Raw genomic sequence first — 17,875 nt, 5'->3', positions numbered from 1 at the left:
AGGCGGAGTCGCGGGAATCTGACCTGACGAATCTAGAGGCTCCGACGCCTGCACGATGGCCGGAGATCGACAAGGATTCCGAGACATTTAAGGCGACTGTCAGGTCGCTCGCGCGACGCGCGGGTCATCGCCTCCGCCAGAATCCCGCCATGCCTGTCGCCGACACGACAACCGGGACCGCGTCGCGCACGCTCGCCTGCGGCAACTGCGGCGACGCCATGCAGTCGCTGCGGCTGGCCGGTCACTACGACCGGGCCATCGAGATCGACCTGTGCGCGCCCTGCCACCTGCTGTGGTTCGACCGCATCGAGTCGGCCCGGCTCAGCGGCCCGGGCGTGCTGGGCCTGATCGGCGCGATGGCCGAGGCGCAGTCGCTGCCGCACCGCACGCTGCGCGACGACGCCCGCTGCCCGCGCTGCCGCGGCGGCCTGAAGACCGTGCACAACCGCAGCCGCTGGGGACGGTCGCTGCAGCTGGAATGCCTGACGCAGCAGCACGGCGCGTGGCAGAGCTTCGCCCAGTTCCTGCTCGAGAAGGGCCTGGTGCGGCCGCTGTCGTCGGCCGACCGCGCCGCGCTGCTGCGGCGCGACGGCCGCATCGACTGCGTCAACTGCGGCGCACCCGTCGGCGCGACCGACACCGAGTGCGGCCATTGCCGGTCGGTGCCCAGCCTCGTCGACGTGGCCCGGCTGGCGCGCGCGCTCGACCCCGAAGGCGCGATCGAGCCGCAGGCCGTGCACGCCGCCGCGGCCGAGCGCTCGGCGCTGGCCTGCATGGCCTGCGGCAGCGCGCTGGAGACAGCGCACGCGCTGCAGTGCGGCCAGTGCGGCGCGACGCTCGCCGTCAGCCGCCTGGCCGACGCGCACCGGCAGGTCGCCGCGCTGGAGCCGGCGCTGCTGGCGCATGCGCGCAAGCCCTCGCCGCAGGTCGTGCGCAAGCGGCTCGAAGCGCATGCCGGCGACCTGCCGCGCCACCGCGAGTGGCTCGAGCGCATGCGCGCCGGCGACCCGAACCGCGCCGACGATCGCAGTGCCGACCACTCCGTGCTCGACTGGATCGGCGGCGCCCGCACCTCGCCGCTGCGCGCGGTCTTCCTGGCGCTGGCGATCTGGTTCGTGTGGTGGTACTGGTAGGGCCGGCGGGCTCGGTCGCGGCGCGCGTTGCGAAGCAAGCGATCCGCGGTCTCCGCAGCGCTCGTCGAACCCCGCGACGACCCCCGTCCCGATAATCCCCGCATGCACCTGCTGATCCCCTTCGCCGCGCCGCTGTCCGAGGCCGGACAGCACGCGCTGCGCGAGGCCAGCCTGCCCACGCTCGAGAGCCTGCTGGCGCGCCTGACGCCGACCGGGCGCGACGAGGGCGACGAGTACCGACTCTCGCCGCCGCACGAGCGCGTGCTGGCCCGCGCGCTGGGCTGGGACGGCGGCGACGGCGCCCTGCCCTGGGCCGCTCGCGCGGCGGCCGCCGACGGCCTGGACACCGGCGAGCTCGCCTGGGGCCTGCTGAGCCCGGTGCACTGGCAGGTCGGCGCCGAACACCTGACGATGGGCGACCCCGAGGCGCTGGCGCTCGACGCCGACGAGTCGCGCGCCTTCCTCGACGCGGTGCGCCCGCAGTTCGAAAGCCTGGGCTGGCGCTGCGCCTGGGGCGCACCGGCCCGCTGGTACGTGGCGCACGAGTCGCTGGCCGGGCTGCCGACGGCGTCGCTCGACCGCGTGATCGGCCGCAACCCCGACCTGTGGATGCCCGACGACCCGCGTGCGCGCCTCGTCAAGCGCCTGCAGGCCGAGCTGCAGATGCTGCTGTACACGCACGCGCTCAACGACGACCGCGAGGCACGCGGCCTGCAGCCGCTCAACAGCGTCTGGCTCAGCGGCTGCGGCGCGCATCGGGCCGCGCAGGGCGACGCACCGCGCGTGCTCGACGCCCTGCGCGCTCCGGCGCTGCGCGAGGACTGGGCCGCGTGGTCCGAGGCCTGGCGCGCGCTCGACCGCGGCGTGCTGCGCGAGGCGCTGGCCGCGGTGCAGGGCGGACGGCCGCTGACGCTGACGCTGTGCGGCGAGCGGCACGCGCAGACCTGGACGGCACGGCCGCGCGGCGTGGTCGCCTCGTTGCGCAGCCGCTGGCAGCGCGCCCACCCCGCAACCGCGCTGGAGGCGCTGTGACGCAGATCACCGTCCGCGACGTGCCGCCGCGCACCGCCTGGGCGCTGGAGCAGGCCGGCGTGCATCCGCTGCTGGCGCGGCTGTTCGCGGCGCGCGGCATCACCGCGGCCGAGCAGCTGGACGACGGCCTGGCCCGGCTGATCCCGCCGGACCAGCTGCGCGGCAGCGCCGAGGCCGCGCGCCTGCTGGCCGATGCGATCGCCGCGGGCCGGCGCATCGTCGTCGTCGCCGACTACGACTGCGACGGCGCGACCGCCTGCGCGGTGGCCTTGCGCGGGCTGGCGCTGCTGGGCGCGCGACCCGACACGCTGGGCTACGTCGTGCCCGACCGGCGCGTGCACGGCTACGGCCTGACGCCGGCGATCGTCGACCTGGCGATGGGCCAGCGCCCGGACCTGCTGGTGACGGTCGACAACGGCATCGCCAGCCTGGAGGGCGTGGCCCACGCCAAGGCGCGCGGCCTCGCGGTGCTGGTGACCGACCACCACCTGCCGGCGCTGCACGACGACGCGGTCGTGCTGCCGGCCGCCGACGTGATCGTCAACCCCAACCAGCCGGGCTGCGGCTTCGCCAGCAAGTCGCTGGCCGGCGTCGGCGTGATGTTCTACGTCCTGCTGGCGCTGCGCAGCGAACTGCGCGCGCGCGGCGCCTTCGATGCGGCCGCACAGCCGCGGCTCGACGCGCTGCTCGACCTCGTCGCGCTCGGCACCGTGGCCGACGTCGTGAAGCTCGACGCCAACAACCGGCGGCTGGTCGCGCAGGGCCTCAAGCGCATCCGCAGCGGCCGCATGCAGGCGGGCGTCGCGGCGCTGTTCGCGGCCGCCGGCCGCGAGCCCGCGCGCGCCAGCGGCTTCGACTTCGGTTTCGCGCTCGGCCCGCGCCTCAACGCCGCCGGCCGCATGGAGAACATGACGCTCGGCATCGAGTGCCTGCTGACCGACGAGCCCGCCCGCGCCGCGGAGCTGGCGGCGCAGCTCGACGCGATCAATCGCGAGCGCCGCGACGTCGAGGCCGGCATGCGCGAACAGGCCGAGGCCATGCTCGACGCGCTGATGCCGGCCGGCGAGCCGCCGGCGGCGCTGGCCATCTACGACCCCGGCTTCCACGAGGGCGTGGTCGGCATCGTGGCCTCGCGCCTGAAGGACCGGCTGCACCGCCCGAGCTTCGTGTTCGCGCGCGGCCAGGACGGGCTGCTGAAGGGCTCGGGCCGGTCGATCGCGGGCTTTCACCTGCGTGACGCGCTCGACCTCGTCAGCAAGCGCGAGCCCGGCGTGCTGCTGCGCTTCGGCGGGCACGCGATGGCCGCGGGCGCGACCGTCGCCGAGGCCGATTTCGCGCGCTTCGCGCAGGCGCTGTCGGTCGTGGCGGCCGAGTGGCTGGACGCGGCCGCGCTGGCACGCCGGCTGCCGACCGACGGCCCGCTGGACGCCCAGTGGTTTGCGCCCGAGACCGTGAAGCTGCTCGACCGCGAGGTCTGGGGCCAGGCCTTCGAGGCGCCGGTCTTCGTCGACGACTTCGAGGTGCTGTCGCAGCGCCTGGTCGGCGACCCGGCCAGGACCCAGCACCTGAAGCTGGCGCTGCGGCACGGCGGCACGCAGCGCGAGGCGATCTGGTTCGGCCACGACCAGCCGATCGGCGACCGCGTGCGCCTCGCCTACCGGCTGAGCGTGGACAGCTGGCAGGGCCGCGAGCGCGTGCAGATGGTGGTGGAGGCCGTCGCCTGAGCGGGCGGTCCCCGAGACCCTCGCGGCGGGTTGCATTCGGTAGCAGCCCCGACACCGGTTCAAGGCAGGATGTAGGCTTGCCGTCAGCCGAGACCCGACGATGAGCACTGAATCCCGCCCCGAAGACACGACCCCGCTGGCCCGGCGACGCCAGACGCTTGCAAGACTCACCGCCCTGTGCGGCCTGGCCGCGGCCGGCGGCACCGCCGGCGTGCTGAGCGCCTGCGGCGGCGGGGGCGGCGACGCCGCATCGCCCCCGGTCGCCGGCGGCCCGCCGCCCGCCCCACCGCCTCCCTCCGGCCCGCCGCCGACCGGCCCGGCCCGCACGACGACGCTCACCTCGTCGCTCGCCAGCCCCTGGGGCATGGCCTTCCTGCCCGACGGGCGCCTGCTGATCACCGAGAAGGGCGGCACGCTGCGCATCGCGACGCTGAGCGGCAGCACCGCGACGCTGTCGGGTCCGGTCGCCAATGTGCCGGTGGTCGTGACCATGCCCAACGGCCAGGGCGGCCTGCTCGACGTCGCCATCGACCCCGACTTCGCGACCGATCCCTGGGTCTACCTGACCTACGTCGAGGGCAACGCGAACGGCGACAACAGCGGCACCGCGGTCGCGCGCGGCCGGCTGTCGGGCACGCAGCTCGACAACGTCGCGGTCATCTACCGCCAGACGCCCAAGGTCAACGGCGACGGCCACTTCGGCTCGCGCCTGGCCTTCCGCAGCGACCGCACGCTGTTCGTCTCGCTCGGCGAGCGCACCCGCGAGACGCCGGCGCAGGACCTCACCGGCACGCTGGGCAAGGTGGTGCGCATCAACCGCGACGGCAGCATCCCCAGCGGCAATCCCAGCCTCGGCGCCGGCGCGCGGCCCGAGATCTGGAGCTACGGCCACCGCAACCCGCAGGGCGCGGCGGTGCATCCGACCACCGGCGACCTGTGGCTGGTGGAACATGGCCCGCAGGGCGGTGACGAGCTGAACCGCGTCGTCGCCGGCGGCAACTTCGGCTGGCCGAACGTGAGCTACGGCTGTCCCTACGGCGCGAGCCCGGCCAACGACGCCTGCCGCATCGGCGGCGGCGTGCACTCGCCGGGCTATGTCGAGCCGGTGAGCTACTGGCCGCCGCAGTCGATCGCGCCGTCGGGGCTGATGTTCTATACCGGCGCCGGCTTCCCGGAATGGCAGGGCAACGCCATGCTGGGTGCGCTGGCGGGCACGGCGCTGTGGCGCATCGCGCTGAACGGCGCCACCGAGGTCTCGCGCGAGCGCCTGTTCGGCAGCCTCGGCCAGCGCATCCGCTGCGTCAAGCAGGGACCCGACGGCTGGATCTACCTCCTGACCGACAGCGGCCGGCTGGTGCGCATCGACCGCTGAGCCGCGCCAGGCGCGGCGCGCCAGGCCGCGAGCCTCTAGACTCCGGTCGATGCGAGAGCCAGCTCCCGACCCGATGTTGCGCCGTCGCCTGTGGACCGGGCTCGCCCTGGCCGCACTGCTGGCCGGCGGCGCGGCCTGCGCGCAGTCGAGCAACGGCTTCCGGCTGCCGGTGCTCAACGGCTCGGCCGTGATCCCCGGGCCGCAGGGCCTGAAGCTCGTCACCGTGGCCGGCGGCCTGCACCATCCCTGGGGCCTGGCTTTCCTGCCCGATGGGCGGCTGCTCGTGACCGAGCGCGCCGGCCGCATGCGCATCGTCTCGGCCAGCGGCGAGGTCGGCCCGCCGCTGCAGGGCCTGCCCGAGGTCGACGCGCGCTCGCAGGGCGGCCTGCTCGACGTCGTGCTGGACCCGAAGTTCGCCGACAACCGCTGGGTCTACTGGAGCTACTCCGAGCCCGGCCCGGGCCGCAGCAACGGCACCAGCGTCGCACGCGGCAAGCTCAGCGGCGACCGGCTCGACGAGGTGCAGGTCATCTTCCGCCAGCAGCCCAAGCTCGCGAGCACCGCGCACTTCGGGTCGCGGCTGGTGTTCGCGCGCGACGGTCGGCTGTTCGTGACGACCGGCGACCGCCTGTTCCACCGCGACCTGGCGCAGAAGCTGGACAACCACGTCGGCAAGGTCGTGCGCATCGAGGCCGACGGCCGCGTGCCGGCCGACAACCCGCACGTCGCCACGCCGGGCGCGCGGCCCGAGATCTGGAGCATCGGCCACCGCAACCCGCAGGGCGCCGCGCTGCATCCGGCCACCGGCGTGCTGTGGACCCACGAGCACGGCCCCGAGGGCGGCGACGAGATCAACGTCGACGAGGCCGGCCTCAACTACGGCTGGCCGGTCATCACCTATGGCGTCGACTACGGCAGCGGCCGCAAGATCGGCGAAGGCAGCGCCAAGCCCGGCATGGAGCAGCCGGTCACCTACTGGGTGCCGTCGATCGGCCCCAGCGGCATGGCCTTCCTGACCAGCGACCGCTACCCCGGCTGGAAGGGCAACCTCTTCGTCGGCGCGCTGCGCGGCCAGCTGCTGGTGCGGCTCGAGCTCGACGGCAGGCGCGTCGTCAAGGAAGAACGCCTGCCGCTCAACGAGGTCGGCCGCATCCGCGACGTGCGCCAGGGCCCGGACGGCTGGCTCTACCTGCTGACCGACCAGGCCGACGGGCGCATCCTGCGGGTCGAGCGCTGAGCGCGTCACTTCCTACAATCGGTCGGTGAGCGCCACCGTCCTCAACGCCGACCTGCACTGCCACTCCAGCGTGTCCGACGGCACGCTCGCGCCCGAGGCGCTGGCGGCACGGGCCCACGCCAACGGCGTCGAGCTGTGGGCACTGACCGACCACGACGAGATCGCCGGCCAGGCGCGTGCGCGCGACGCCGCGCTGGCGCTGGGCCTGCCCTACCTGACCGGCACCGAGATCTCGGTCAGCTTCGCCGGCATCACCGTGCACATCGTCGGCCTGGGCTTCGACGCCCAGGACGCGCAACTCGCTGCCGGCCTGCAGGCCACGCGCGGCGGGCGCGGCCAGCGGGCGCGCGAGATGGCCGAGGCCCTGGCGCGCGTCGGCATCCCCGGCGCCTACGAGGGCGCGCTGCAGCACGCCGGCAACCCGGAGCTGGTCGCACGCACGCACTTCGCGCGCTTCCTGGTCGAGCGCGGCGTGTGCGGCAACACCAACGAGGTGTTCCGCAACTACCTGACCGAGGGCAAGCCCGGCTACGTGCCGCACCGCTGGGCCGGGCTCGGCGACGCGGTGCGCTGGATCACGCAGGCCGGCGGCACCGCCGTCATCGCGCACCCGGGGCGCTACAAGTTCACGCCCACCGAGGAGTACGCGCTCTTCACCGAGTTCATCGCGCACGGCGGGCGCGCGGTCGAGGTCGTGACCGGCAGCCACACGACGGCCGAGTACGTGAAGTACGCCGACATGGCGCAGGAGTTCGACCTGCTCGCCTCGCGCGGCAGCGACTTCCACGCGCCCGGCGAGAGCCGCACCGACCTCGGCGCCCTGCCCTGGCTGCCGGGCAGGCTGTCGCCGGTCTGGGAAGCACTGGCCGACCGGGTGCAGCGCCCGTGACCTCCGGCGCCGACCGCGCCCGCCCGCTGCTCGGCGTGGCGCTGGTGCTCGTGATGGGGATGTGCTTCGCGACGCTCGACACCACCGCCAAGTACCTGGGCCAGACGCTGGCGGTGCTGGTCATCCTGTGGGTGCGCTACGCGATCCAGGCGCTGGTGATGGGCGCGTGGCTGGGCCTGCGCCTGCTGCGTGGCGGCGGCAACCTGTTCCGCAGCGGGCACCCGCGCTTCCAGACCCTGCGCGGTGCGCTGCTGCTGCTGACCAGCGCGCTGCTGTTCTACGGCATCCAGTACATGCCCGTGGCCGAGTACACGGCGGTCGGCATGCTGACCCCGGTGCTGGTGACGGTGCTGGCCGCGCTGTTCCTGCACGAGAAGCTGTCGCCGCTGCGCGCGCTGCTGGTGCTGGGCGGCTTTGCCGGCGCGCTGATCGTCGTGCGGCCCGGCAGCGGCCTGTTCGGCTGGGTCGCGCTGCTGCCGCTGACGATGGCGATGTGCTATGCGAGCTTCCAGCTGCTGACGCGCCGGCTGTCGGGGCTGGAGCATCCGCTGACGACGCACTTCTACACCGGCTTCGTCGGCACGCTCATCATGTCGGCGGTGCTGCTGCTGAGCCCGGTCGACGTGCTGCCCGCGCTGGCTGCCGCACCGCCGGCCCACTGGGCGCTGCTGCTGCTGGGTGGCCTGGCCGGCACCGCCGGGCACCTGTGCCTGATCCTCGCGCTGGGCCTGGCGCCGATGGCCTTGCTGATGCCCTTCACCTACGTCCAGATCGCCTTCGCCAGCTTGGCCGGATGGGTCGCGTTCCGCCACGTCCCCGACGGCTGGGCCTTCGTCGGCATGGCGGTGGTCGCGGCCTGCGGCGCGGCCTCGGTGTGGCTGAACCTGCGCGAGAGCCAGGCAGCGCGGCAGGCGGCGCCGAGCGAACTCGCCCCCGTCGCGGACTGAGAATGCCGGCATGTCGCAATACTTCGAGGTCCACCCCGACAACCCGCAGCCGCGGCTGCTGAAGCAGGCCGCGCAGATCCTGCACGGCGGCGGCATCGCGGCGATCCCCACCGACTCGAGCTACGCGCTGGTCTGCCACCTCGACGACAAGGCGGCCGCCGAGCGGCTGCGGCGGCTGCGCGGCTTCGACGACAACGACAAGCACCACCTGACGCTGCTGTGCCGCGACCTGAGCGAACTGGCCAGCTACGCGCGCGTCGACAACAAGCAGTACCGCCTGCTCAAGCTGGGCACGCCGGGGCCCTACACCTTCATCCTCGAGGCGACCAAGGAAGTGCCGCGCCGCGTGTCGCACCCGTCGCGCCGCACCATCGGGCTGCGCGTGCCGGCGCATGCGGCGACGCAGGCGCTGCTCGAGGTCTTCGGCCAGCCGCTGCTGGCCACGACGCTGATCCCGCCCGGCGAACGCGAGCCGCTGAACGACCCGCACGACATCCGCGCGCGCTACGAGAAGCAGCTGCAGGCCGTCGTCGATGCCGGCGCCTGCCCGATGCAGCCGACCACGGTGATCGACCTGAGCGGCGACGAGCCGGTGCTGGTGCGCGTCGGCCGCGGCGACCCGGCGGCGCTGGGGCTGGCAGACCGGGTCGCGAGTTGAGCGACCGCGCCTACAGCGCTGCTGTCACAACCATTTCAATCTTCCACTCCGCCTTCGCGAGGCGGGCCTGAACGGTGGCGCGAGGCGGTGCGTGGCCGGCCGGCACCCAGGCTTCCCAGACCTCGTTCATCGCCGGGAAGTCGGCCAGGTCGACGATGAAGATCTGCACCATCAGGAGCTTGCGCTTGTCGGTGCCGGCGCGCGCCAGCAGCGCGTCGATCTGCGCCAGCACCTGCTGCGTCTGGCCACGGATGTCCTGCGTCGCGTCGGCGGCCACCTGGCCGGCGAGGTAGGCGGTGCCGTGGTGAACGGCCATCTCGGACAAGCGCGTGCCGACATCGAAACGTTGAATGGTCATGACTGCCCCTTGTGGTGAACCGCCTGCGCCTTCTGGCCGAACTTGCTCTCGGTGCCGGCCAGCAGCTTCTGGATGTTGGCGCTGTGGCGCCAGACGAGCAACAGGCTCATGACGAGGATCGCCATCGCCGTCTCGCCCATGCCCCAGATCAGCAGCTGGTAGAAGGGTGCGAACACGGCCGCGACGATCGAGGCCAGCGACACGTAGCGAAAGAAGGCCAGGATGATCGCGAAGCTGGCCAGCGTCGCCAGCGCCAGCCAGGGGTTCAGCGCCAGCAGCACGCCGGCCGCAGTGGCCACGCCCTTGCCGCCCTTGAAGCCGAAGAACACCGGCCACAGGTGACCGACGAAGGCGGCCAGCCCGACCAGCGCCTGCGTGCCCTCGCCCAGGCCGTAGGCCGCGCCGTAGCGGTCGACCAGCCACACCGGCACCGCGCCCTTGGCGGCGTCGAGGACCAGGGTCAGGATCGCCGCGGCCTTCTTGCCGGAACGCAGCACGTTGGTCGCGCCGGGGTTGCCGGAGCCGTAGCTGCGCGGGTCGGCCAGGCCGAAGGCGCGGCTGACGATGACCGCGAAGGACAGCGAACCGACGAGGTAGGCGGCCAGTGTGGCCAGCAGGGGAGCGAACGGGAGCATGCGGCTATTCTGCCGCCGCCTCCGTGACCCGCTCCACCCGCGTCGCTCAGACCGGGCCGAGTCGCGCGTCGTGGAGGCGCTGCCGCTCGAACAGCAGGCTGCCGACGATGCCGGCGCGCCGCATCAGCGCCACCTGCGCCGGTTGCCAGTCGATGCGCCGGCCGGCCTGTTCGCCGCACAGCAGGCCGATGCGCCGGCCGTTGGCCGCGAAGGGCACGTCGAGCAGCGAGCGGATGTCCTGCGGTAGCAGATAGACCTCGCGCATCGAGACCAGCGCCGGATGCTGCTGCGCATCGGCCGCGCTCAGGATGCCGTGGCGGTCGAGCGCCTCGAAGTAGGCCGCGTGTTCGGCCTCGACGAGCGGCGGCAGCTCGCTCGGCGCGACGCGGCCGCTGCCGTCGTGCAGGCCACGGCACACCAGTGCACGCCCGCCCGCGTGGTCGCCGTGCAGCCACAGGCTCATGCGGTCGCAACCCAGGCCCTCGGCCACCGCACGCAAGGCCCTGGCCACGAAGTCCGGGCCGTCGAGCGTGCCCTGCGCGCGGCAATCGGCGAGCTGCTGCATGCAGGCCAGCGCGCGCTGGCCTTCCGGCGTCAGGCCGGTGAGCGGCATGGCGGCCTCGGCTCATCGAGCCTGGCGAGCGCCGCGCTGGCGGTCGCCAGCGGCGGTTCGAGACTGAGTTTCACGGACCGACCCCCCGTTTGGATCCGCGGCCCGACACCGGTTGCCCCCGCAACCGTGCCAGTGGGAGCCACGACGGCCCCCTGCCGCGCCAGCGACGCGAGATCGCATCCACAGCTGACCGGGTCACTGTAGGGAGATCTCGACCGGGCCAGCCGCCGATAAGCATGCGCTTCGGCACCCAGTCGATCGCTCTGCGCGTGCGGTGCGTCGCCGGCGCGACACGTCGCACCGCGATGGCTCAGCCGGCCAGTGCGCAGTTCACCGCGCGCGCCTGCAGCAGCGGCATCGCCACGCGCGGGTCGACGCCGACCAGGTAGCCGCGCCGGCCGCCGTTGATGTAGATCAGCGGCAGGTCCAGCACGCCCGCTTCGACGTAGACCGGCATCGCCTTCTTCGTGCCGAAGGGCGAGGTGCCGCCGACCCGGTAGCCGCTGTGGCGTTGCGCCACCTCGGGCGCGCAGGGCTCGACCTTCCTGGCGCCGATCTCGCGCGCCAGCGCCTTGAGGCTGACCTGGCGGTCGCCGTGCATCAGCACGATCAGCGGCCGCGCCGCATCGTCCTGCATCACCAGGGTCTTGACCACGTGGTGCTCGTCGACGCCGAGCTGGCGCGCCGACTCCGCCGTGCCGCCGCGGTCGACGTAGTCGTACAGGTGCTCGGTGTAGGCGAGCTTCGCGCGCTTGAGGAAGGCGGTCGCGGGGGTCTCGCTGGCGTGCTCTCTTCGGCTCATGGGGCCGGTGCCGCGCGGCGCGCGCGCTCCTCCTCCAGCAGCCGCAGCACGCGGCGCTGGACCTTGCCGGTGGTGGTCATCGGCAGCGCCTCGACGAACTCGATCTCCTTCGGGTACTCGTAGGGCGCGAGGCGGCCCTTCACGTGCTGCTGCAGCTCGGCCACCAGCGCCGGCGAGGCGGTGTGCCCCGGCGCCAGCACGACGAAGGCCTTGACCAGCGCGCCGCGCTCGGCGTCAGGCTTGGGCACGACCGCGGCGTTGGCGACCGCCGCGTGCTTGACGAGGCAGTTCTCGATCTCGCTCGGCCCGATGCGGTAGCCGGCGACCTTGAAGACGTCGTCGCTGCGGCCCTGGTACCAGAGGTAGCCGTCGGCATCCATCACCGCGGTGTCGCCGGTGCGGCACCAGGCGTCGTCGGGGTCGCCGGTGAACTTGGCGCGCGTCGCCTCGGGCTGCTTCCAGTAGCCGAGGAAGAAGATCGGGTCGAGGTCGCCGTGCACGTCGCGCCGGTGCAGCGCGACGTCGCCGGGCGTGCCGCGCGGCACTTCGCGGCTGGCCTCGTCGATCACCGCGATGCGGTGACCCGGGTAGGCGCGGCCCATCGAGCCGGGCCGCGCCGGCCAGCGGCCGTGGCTGTTGCCGACGATGTAGTTGATCTCGGTCTGGCCGAACATCTCGTTGACCGTGAGGCCCAGCGCGTCGCGGCACCAGGCGAAGACCGCGTCGCCGACCGCCTCGCCGGCGCTCATCACGGCGCGCAGCTGCAGCGCGTAGCGCTCGCGCGGCCGCGGGCAGGCCTTCATCATCGCCTTGAGCGCGGTCGGGAACAGGAAGCTGTGCGTGACGGCGTGCGCCTGCATCAGCTCGAAGGCGCGCAGCGGATCGAAACGACCCTGCGCGCCGACGATGGTCTGGCCGAAGTAGAGCGTCGGCAGCAGCGCGTCCATCAGGCCGCCGGTCCACGACCAGTCCGCCGGGGACCAGAACACGCTGGGCGCGGCGGGCGACCCGCCGAGCCCGTCGTCGAAGCCGAACCAGTCCTGGCTGCAGACGAAGCCGGGCAGGTTGCCGATCAGCGCGCGCTGCGGGATCAGCGCGCCCTTCGGCGGGCCGGTGGTGCCGCTGGTGTAGACGAGGATCGCCGCGTCGTCGGCGTGGGTGCGGGCCGGCACGTAGACGTCGGACTCGCGCTGCAGCGCCTCGCGCCAGCCGGGCGGCTGGTCGTCCGCGGGCACTGCATCGACCGCGATCAGGTGTTCGAGCGCCGGGCACTCGGCGCGCAGGGCCTGCACGGCGGGCGCCGCGGCGGCATCGACGATGGCCAGTCGCGCGCCGCTGTCGGCCAGCCGGTACTGCAGCGCCTCGGGGCCGAACAGCGTCGACAGCGGCATCGCGACCGCACCGATCTGCTGGATCGCGATGTGCGCGATCGCCGTCTCGGGCCGCTGCGGCAGCACGATGGCGATGCGGTCGCCGCGCACGGCGCCCAGGCGCTCGAGCGCATGCGACAGGCGGTTGGCCTCGGCCTGCAGCTCGGCGTAGCTCAGGCGCGCGACGCTGCCGTCCTCGCGCGCATGGATCAGCGCGATGCGGTCGCGGGTCGCCGGGTCGGCGGCCCAGCGGGTGCAGCAGACCTCGGCGAGGTTGAAGTGCGGCGGCACGCACCAGCGAAAGCCCTGGTGCAGCTCGGCGTGGCGGTCGATGTCGGGAGCGGAGGCGGGGGTGGCGTTCACGAGGCAGGCAGGGGCGGCAGGGAGCGCCCGGCCGCGATGCTAGCCCCGTCGCGTGACGGACTCCAGTCGCGCGCTAATCGAGCGAAATGCTCAGCACGAAGACCGTGCCGCCGCCCTCGCGCGACTCGCAGCGCACCTCGCCGCCGTGATGGCGCGCGATCTGCCGCACGAGGCTCAGGCCGAGGCCCACGCCGCCGGCCTGCTCGGCGTGGCCGGGCATGCGGTAGAAGGGCTCGAAGATGCGCTCGCGCTGCGACTCGGGCACGCCGGGGCCGCGATCGCAGACGCGCACCTGCAGCTCGCGGCCGATGCGTCGCAGCTGCAGCTCGGGCGCCGCGCTGCCACCGTAGCGGCGCGCGTTCTCGAGCAGGTTGCGGACCGCGCGGCGCAGCAGGCGCTCGTCACCCGGCAGCGTGGCCGGCGGCGCCTCGTCGCCCGGTTCGGGCAGGTCGAGGACAGCCTCGACGCGCGCGGCCTCCTCGGCCGCCAGCGCGATGATGTCGACCGGATCGCGCACGCGCTGCCGGTCGGCGCGGCCCTGGCGGGCGTCGAGCCGGCTCGCCAGCAGCACCTCCTCGACCAGCGCGTCGAGCTCGCGGATGTTGGTCTCGATCTCGGCCTGCAGCGCGGCGCGCTTCGCGGGCGGCGTCGCGTCCAGCATCGCGAGCGCCATCTTCAGCCGCGCCAGCGGCGAGCGGAACTCGTGGCTCGCGTTGGCCAGCAGCGACTGGTTGGCATGCACCAGCGACTCGATGCGCGCGGCGGCGGCGTTGAAGCTGCTCGCCACCGCCGCGACCTCGTCGCGCCCGCTCGCGTCGACGCGGTGGTCCAGCGCGCCGGCGCCGAAGGTCTCGACGCCCTGCTTCAGCGACTCGAGCCGGCGCGTCAGGCGCCGCACCACCGGGTAGGCGCCGCCGGCGACGGCGAGGAACAGCACACCGAGCGTGATGACGAGACCGACGCCGCGCGCGAAGAACGGCGGCTCCGGCCCCAGGTGCCGCGGCGGCCCGCCGCGTTCGGCGGCGCGGATCAGGCTGGGTCGCACGATCCACAGCGTGCGACCGTCGCTCAGCGCCACACGCTGCGGCGCCACCGGCTCCATCACCGGCGGCGGACGCGGCGGTCCGTCGCCATCGGGCGGCGGGGGCCGGTCGCCGCCGGGGCCGTCGACCGGTGCCATGCCCGTGAAGCGCGCGAAGGCCGGCGAGGTGACGATGCGCTGCCCGCTGCCGTCGTCCAGCGCCAGCGGCATGCGCAGCCGCGACGACCAGTCCAGCACCGCCGCGGCCTGGTCGTCGGGCGCCGCCTCGGCGGACGGCAGCGCGTTCTGCAGCAGCTCGGCCCAGGCCAGCAGGCGCTCGTTCGCACCGGCCTCGAAGCGCGCGCGCTCGGCCTCGAAGTTGCGCTGCACCAGCCAGCCCGAGGCCAGCGCGAACAGCAGCAGCACGGCCACGACCGTGAGGTAGATGCGAAGGTACAGAGTCTTCAAGATCTCAAGGCCCGCATTGCTGCGGCACCAGCCAGCAGCCCGAACGGACGTGGTCAACCATCCATGTCTTGTTTCTTGGCAAAGACGTAGCCGGCGCCGCGCACGGTCAGGATGCGCCGCGGCGTCTTCGGGTCGTCCTCGATCGCCGCGCGGATGCGCGAGACGTGCACGTCGATCGAGCGGTCGAAGGCCTCGAGCGCGTGGCCCTTCAGCGCGTCCATGATCTGGTCGCGCGACAGCACGCGGCCCGGCGCGCGCGCCAGCACCAGCAGCAGGTCGAACTGGTAGCTGGTCAGGTCGCAGGGCCGGCTGTCGAGCCGCGCCTGGCGGCCGCCGGGATCGACCTCGAGGCGGCCGAAGCGCAGCACGTCGTCTTCGGTCGTGTGCGGCAGCGCGCGCCGCAGCAGCGCCTTGACGCGCGCCAGCAGCTCGCGCGGCTCGAAGGGTTTGGGCAGGTAGTCGTCGGCGCCGAGTTCGAGGCCGACGATGCGGTCCATCGGCTCGCCGCGCGCCGTCAACATCAGCAGCGGCAGGCTGCGCGTGCGCGGCGACGCGCGCAGGTCGCGCGTGAGGTCCAGGCCGTCGCCGTCGGGCAGCATCAGGTCCAGCACCAGCGCGTCGTAGAGGCTGCGCTCGATGCGGTCGCGGCCTTCGGCCAGCGAGCCGGCGGTGTCGACCTCGTAGCCGGCCTGGCGCAGGTAGTCGCCCAGCATCGCCGTGAGGCGGGCGTCGTCGTCGATCAGCAGGAGTCGTGCACTCATCGTCCCTGGCGCCGAAGCGGCAAAAGAGCCGCAGCTCGCCCCGGGGGGCAGGCTGCGGCGGAAGGCTGGCTTGATGATGCCAGCAGGGAGGAAGGTCGGAAGCAACAAGCCGTCAGCCGGCCTTGTTGTCGAGCTGCTGGCGCTCCTGGTGCTGACGCTGCATCAGGTCGCGACGCGACTTCATGCGCTCGGCCAGCTTGACGCGCTGTTCGGGCGTCAGCACGCGGCTCGCGTCCAGCATCGCCTGCGTCATGCGCCGGCTGGCCTGGTCGTGCTGCGCCAGCATCTGCTGGCGCAGGGCCTCGACGGCGTTGGCGTCGACGTTGGGCTGGGTGAAGAGCGCCATCTGGCGCTCGCGCAGCGCCTTGCCGGACTCGCGCTGGGCCTTGAGGTCGGTGGCCGCGGCTTCGGCGATCTGGCGGATCTGCGTGCGCTGGGCGTCGGTGGCGCCGACGCCGTCGAGCATGCGCTCCAGGTGGCGCGGCGAACCGCCCATCGCGAAGCCGGCTTCGTGCCGCCCCGGCCCGTGATGCGGCTGGGCCCAGGCGGTGAGGCTGGCCGTGCCGGCCAGCGCGACGACGAGACCGAGCGCCAGCCCTTGGAGGCTGCGCCGGGGGAGAGCGATCGAGGTCATGGGAGGTCCTTTCGTGACGAGCTCCGGTCTGGAGCGTGAGGGCATCGTCGAGGCCGGTCGTGAAGCGGGCTTGCGCGAGGGGTAAAGAACTGTGTCCTCGGCGGCCACGCCGGCCGGCGGTCTGAGTCACACTGCGCGGCACCGCCCCGCCGAGGGCGCGAGGACGCGATGCCCCTCTTCCCGCAGACCGCTCTGAACGCCGGCGTGCGCAAGCGCGAGGTCTTCGGCTGGGCGATGTACGACTTCGCCAACTCGGGCTACACGACGGTGGTGCTGACGGCGGTGTTCAACGCCTACTTCGTCGGCGTCGTCGCCGACGGCGCCGCGTGGGGCACGCTGGCCTGGACGCTGGTCATCGCCGCATCGAGCCTGGTGGTGATGCTCACGCTGCCGGCCGTCGGTGCGTATGCCGACCTGCGCGCCGCGAAGAAGCGCGTGCTGGCCGTGATGACCGCGGCCTGCGTGCTGGGCACCGCGGCGCTGGCCGGCGTCGGGCGCGGCGACCTCGCGCTCGCGGTCGTCGCGGTCGGCGTGTCGAGCATCGCCTACGCCTGCGGCGAGGCGCTGATCGCGGCCTTCCTGCCGGAGCTGGCGCGCGACGACGCGCTGGGCCGCGTCTCGGGCTGGGGCTGGTCGTTCGGCTACCTGGGCGGCATGCTGGCCCTGGGCGCGAGCCTGGCCTGGGTGCTGCACGCGCAGTCGCTGGGGCAGACGGCCGAGTCCTTCGTGCCGGTGACGATGCTGATCACGGCCGCGATCTATGCCGTGGCCTGCCTCGCGACCTTCTCGCTGCTGAAGGAGCGCGCCGTCGCGCAGCCGGCGGCGGCGGGCGACGGCTTCGGCGCGTCGTGGCGACGGCTCGCGACGACGCTGAAGCAGGTCGCCGACTACCGCGACCTGGCCTGGTTCCTGGTGTGCGGCGCCTGCTACCAGGCCGGCATCGCGGTCGTGATCACGCTGGCCGCGGTCTATGCCGAGCAGGCGATGGGCTTCAAGCAGGCCGACACGATGATGCTGGTGTTCCTGGTCAACATCGCCGCGGCCGCGGGTGCCTTCGGCTTCGGCTACTGGCAGGACCGCATCGGCCACCAGCGCGCGCTCGCGATCACGCTGGCGGGCTGGATCGTGATGACGCTGATGGCCGGGCTGGCGCGCGGGCCGGCGCTGTTCTGGGCCGCGGCGGTGGTGGCCGGCCTGTGCATGGGTTCCAGCCAGTCGGCCGGGCGCGCGCTGGTGGCGCTGTTCGCGCCGGCCGACCGGCGCGCGGAGTTCTTCGGGCTGTGGACCTTCGCGGTGCGGCTGGCCGCCATCGTCGGGCCGCTGACCTACGGCCTGATCACCTGGCTGTCGAGCGGCAACCACCGCATCGCCATCGTCAGCACCGCCGTCTTCTTCGTCGCAGGCCTGCTGCTGCTGGCGCGCGTCGACGTCGAGCGCGGGCAGCGCCGCGCAAAGGCGCCCTAGCCGCGCTTGCGGCGCAGGTCCAGCAGGCGCGTCATCAGCGCCTCGAACTGGCGCTCGGTCTCGGCCCGGCCAGCGCGCTCGCCGACGACCAGGCAGCAGGCGCGGTCGAAGACCACGGCCTCGGCCATCTCGGCCAGCGGCCCTTCGGCACCGCGCGCGACCGAGATCAACTCGCCGGTGCTGAGCGAGTCGAGGTGCCCGAGGATGCCGACCGCGATGCGGTGGTAGTCGCCGGCGAACATGCGCAGGCGACCCCGCTCCATGCCGGACAGCATCTTGAGCGGCATCGAGAGCGCGAGGGCGGTGTGGATCATGGCGCGGTCCGGGCGAGTGGGAACGATCCCTCGATATCGGCTGCGCACCGGTCGACTTGGGCCGGAACTGCCGTGTCGCG

General features: G+C 73.5%; 18 protein-coding genes. 9 read left to right on the top strand and 9 right to left on the bottom strand.

The window, feature by feature from the left end; translation table 11 throughout:
• Nucleotides 1-149: 149 nt before the first annotated feature.
• From QZV97_RS10180 to QZV97_RS10145, 8 genes are all read left to right on the top strand, one after another.
• Nucleotides 150-1,133 carry a hypothetical protein gene (locus QZV97_RS10180; protein ID WP_295641668.1) on the top strand — a complete coding sequence of 328 codons (984 nt, stop codon included), beginning with the start codon at nt 150-152 and terminating at the stop codon, nt 1,131-1,133.
• A gap of 102 nt (nt 1,134-1,235) precedes the next feature.
• Nucleotides 1,236-2,165: a hypothetical protein gene (locus tag QZV97_RS10175; protein WP_295641667.1), complete on the top strand. Its 930-nt coding sequence runs from the start codon at nt 1,236-1,238 to the stop codon at nt 2,163-2,165.
• On the top strand, nt 2,162-3,889 hold the full coding sequence (recJ, locus tag QZV97_RS10170) for a single-stranded-DNA-specific exonuclease RecJ (protein WP_295641666.1): 1,728 nt from the start codon (nt 2,162-2,164) through the stop codon (nt 3,887-3,889). Before QZV97_RS10175 ends, recJ begins: the two co-directional genes overlap by 4 nt.
• Before the next feature lie 100 nt (nt 3,890-3,989).
• Nucleotides 3,990-5,261 carry a PQQ-dependent sugar dehydrogenase gene (locus tag QZV97_RS10165; protein WP_295641665.1) on the top strand — a complete coding sequence of 424 codons (1,272 nt, stop codon included), beginning with the start codon at nt 3,990-3,992 and terminating at the stop codon, nt 5,259-5,261.
• 49 nt (nt 5,262-5,310) lie between these two features.
• Entirely contained in the window at nt 5,311-6,498 is a 1,188-nt protein-coding gene (locus QZV97_RS10160) for a PQQ-dependent sugar dehydrogenase (RefSeq protein ID WP_295641664.1), read from the top strand.
• A 25-nt stretch (nt 6,499-6,523) separates the two neighbouring features.
• On the top strand, nt 6,524-7,387 hold the full coding sequence (locus QZV97_RS10155) for a 3',5'-nucleoside bisphosphate phosphatase (RefSeq protein ID WP_295641663.1): 864 nt from the start codon (nt 6,524-6,526) through the stop codon (nt 7,385-7,387).
• Entirely contained in the window at nt 7,384-8,334 is a 951-nt protein-coding gene (locus tag QZV97_RS10150) for a DMT family transporter (RefSeq protein ID WP_295641662.1), read from the top strand. Before QZV97_RS10155 ends, QZV97_RS10150 begins: the two co-directional genes overlap by 4 nt.
• Nucleotides 8,335-8,344: 10 nt before the next feature.
• Nucleotides 8,345-8,992, top strand: a complete 648-nt coding sequence (locus tag QZV97_RS10145; RefSeq protein ID WP_295641661.1) for an L-threonylcarbamoyladenylate synthase — start codon at nt 8,345-8,347, stop codon at nt 8,990-8,992.
• Between the two features lie 10 nt (nt 8,993-9,002).
• On the opposite strand, the gene QZV97_RS10140 is transcribed toward QZV97_RS10145, so the two are convergent.
• From QZV97_RS10140 to QZV97_RS10105, 8 genes are all read right to left on the bottom strand, one after another.
• Nucleotides 9,003-9,350, bottom strand: a complete 348-nt coding sequence (locus QZV97_RS10140) for a RidA family protein (protein ID WP_295641660.1) — start codon at nt 9,348-9,350, stop codon at nt 9,003-9,005.
• Entirely contained in the window at nt 9,347-9,985 is a 639-nt protein-coding gene (plsY, locus tag QZV97_RS10135; protein WP_295641659.1) for a glycerol-3-phosphate 1-O-acyltransferase PlsY, read from the bottom strand. Before plsY ends, QZV97_RS10140 begins: the two co-directional genes overlap by 4 nt.
• 46 nt (nt 9,986-10,031) lie before the next feature.
• Nucleotides 10,032-10,598 (bottom strand): GAF domain-containing protein, encoded by a 567-nt coding sequence (locus QZV97_RS10130; RefSeq protein WP_295641658.1) that lies wholly within the window; start codon nt 10,596-10,598, stop codon nt 10,032-10,034.
• A gap of 310 nt (nt 10,599-10,908) precedes the next feature.
• Entirely contained in the window at nt 10,909-11,400 is a 492-nt protein-coding gene (locus QZV97_RS10125) for an aminoacyl-tRNA deacylase (protein WP_295641657.1), read from the bottom strand.
• Nucleotides 11,397-13,133, bottom strand: a complete 1,737-nt coding sequence (locus QZV97_RS10120; protein ID WP_295641656.1) for an AMP-binding protein — start codon at nt 13,131-13,133, stop codon at nt 11,397-11,399. Before QZV97_RS10120 ends, QZV97_RS10125 begins: the two co-directional genes overlap by 4 nt.
• A gap of 73 nt (nt 13,134-13,206) precedes the next feature.
• Nucleotides 13,207-14,622, bottom strand: coding sequence for a HAMP domain-containing sensor histidine kinase (locus QZV97_RS10115; protein ID WP_295641655.1), 1,416 nt, complete (start codon nt 14,620-14,622; stop codon nt 13,207-13,209).
• A gap of 53 nt (nt 14,623-14,675) precedes the next feature.
• On the bottom strand, nt 14,676-15,383 hold the full coding sequence (locus QZV97_RS10110; protein ID WP_295641654.1) for a response regulator transcription factor: 708 nt from the start codon (nt 15,381-15,383) through the stop codon (nt 14,676-14,678).
• Between the two features lie 112 nt (nt 15,384-15,495).
• Complete coding sequence (locus QZV97_RS10105) at nt 15,496-16,017, bottom strand: Spy/CpxP family protein refolding chaperone (RefSeq protein WP_295641653.1); 522 nt, start codon at nt 16,015-16,017, stop codon at nt 15,496-15,498.
• 168 nt (nt 16,018-16,185) lie between these two features.
• Between QZV97_RS10105 and QZV97_RS10100 the strand changes: the two genes are divergently transcribed.
• Nucleotides 16,186-17,481, top strand: a complete 1,296-nt coding sequence (locus QZV97_RS10100; protein ID WP_295641652.1) for an MFS transporter — start codon at nt 16,186-16,188, stop codon at nt 17,479-17,481.
• On the opposite strand, the gene QZV97_RS10095 is transcribed toward QZV97_RS10100, so the two are convergent.
• Complete coding sequence (locus tag QZV97_RS10095; RefSeq protein ID WP_295641651.1) at nt 17,478-17,795, bottom strand: hypothetical protein; 318 nt, start codon at nt 17,793-17,795, stop codon at nt 17,478-17,480. The two genes, QZV97_RS10100 and QZV97_RS10095, sit on opposite strands and share 4 nt — an antisense overlap.
• Nucleotides 17,796-17,875 lie beyond the last annotated feature (80 nt).

This window comes from uncultured Methylibium sp. (genome assembly GCF_902826655.1).
Lineage (GTDB): Bacteria > Pseudomonadota > Gammaproteobacteria > Burkholderiales > Burkholderiaceae_C > Methylibium.
This window is presented reverse-complemented; position numbering and strand designations above follow the sequence as displayed.

Coding starts and splice junctions, on each gene's coding strand:
- QZV97_RS10180 (WP_295641668.1), top strand. CDS start 150: ATGCCTGTCGCCGACACGACAACCGGGACCGCGTCGCGCACGCTCGCC.
- QZV97_RS10125 (WP_295641657.1), bottom strand. CDS start 11,400: ATGAGCCGAAGAGAGCACGCCAGCGAGACCCCCGCGACCGCCTTCCTC.
- QZV97_RS10095 (WP_295641651.1), bottom strand. CDS start 17,795: ATGATCCACACCGCCCTCGCGCTCTCGATGCCGCTCAAGATGCTGTCC.
- QZV97_RS10105 (WP_295641653.1), bottom strand. CDS start 16,017: ATGACCTCGATCGCTCTCCCCCGGCGCAGCCTCCAAGGGCTGGCGCTC.
- plsY (WP_295641659.1), bottom strand. CDS start 9,985: ATGCTCCCGTTCGCTCCCCTGCTGGCCACACTGGCCGCCTACCTCGTC.
- QZV97_RS10140 (WP_295641660.1), bottom strand. CDS start 9,350: ATGACCATTCAACGTTTCGATGTCGGCACGCGCTTGTCCGAGATGGCC.
- QZV97_RS10175 (WP_295641667.1), top strand. CDS start 1,236: ATGCACCTGCTGATCCCCTTCGCCGCGCCGCTGTCCGAGGCCGGACAG.
- QZV97_RS10145 (WP_295641661.1), top strand. CDS start 8,345: ATGTCGCAATACTTCGAGGTCCACCCCGACAACCCGCAGCCGCGGCTG.
- QZV97_RS10160 (WP_295641664.1), top strand. CDS start 5,311: ATGCGAGAGCCAGCTCCCGACCCGATGTTGCGCCGTCGCCTGTGGACC.
- QZV97_RS10165 (WP_295641665.1), top strand. CDS start 3,990: ATGAGCACTGAATCCCGCCCCGAAGACACGACCCCGCTGGCCCGGCGA.
- QZV97_RS10100 (WP_295641652.1), top strand. CDS start 16,186: ATGCCCCTCTTCCCGCAGACCGCTCTGAACGCCGGCGTGCGCAAGCGC.
- QZV97_RS10110 (WP_295641654.1), bottom strand. CDS start 15,383: ATGAGTGCACGACTCCTGCTGATCGACGACGACGCCCGCCTCACGGCG.
- QZV97_RS10130 (WP_295641658.1), bottom strand. CDS start 10,598: ATGCCGCTCACCGGCCTGACGCCGGAAGGCCAGCGCGCGCTGGCCTGC.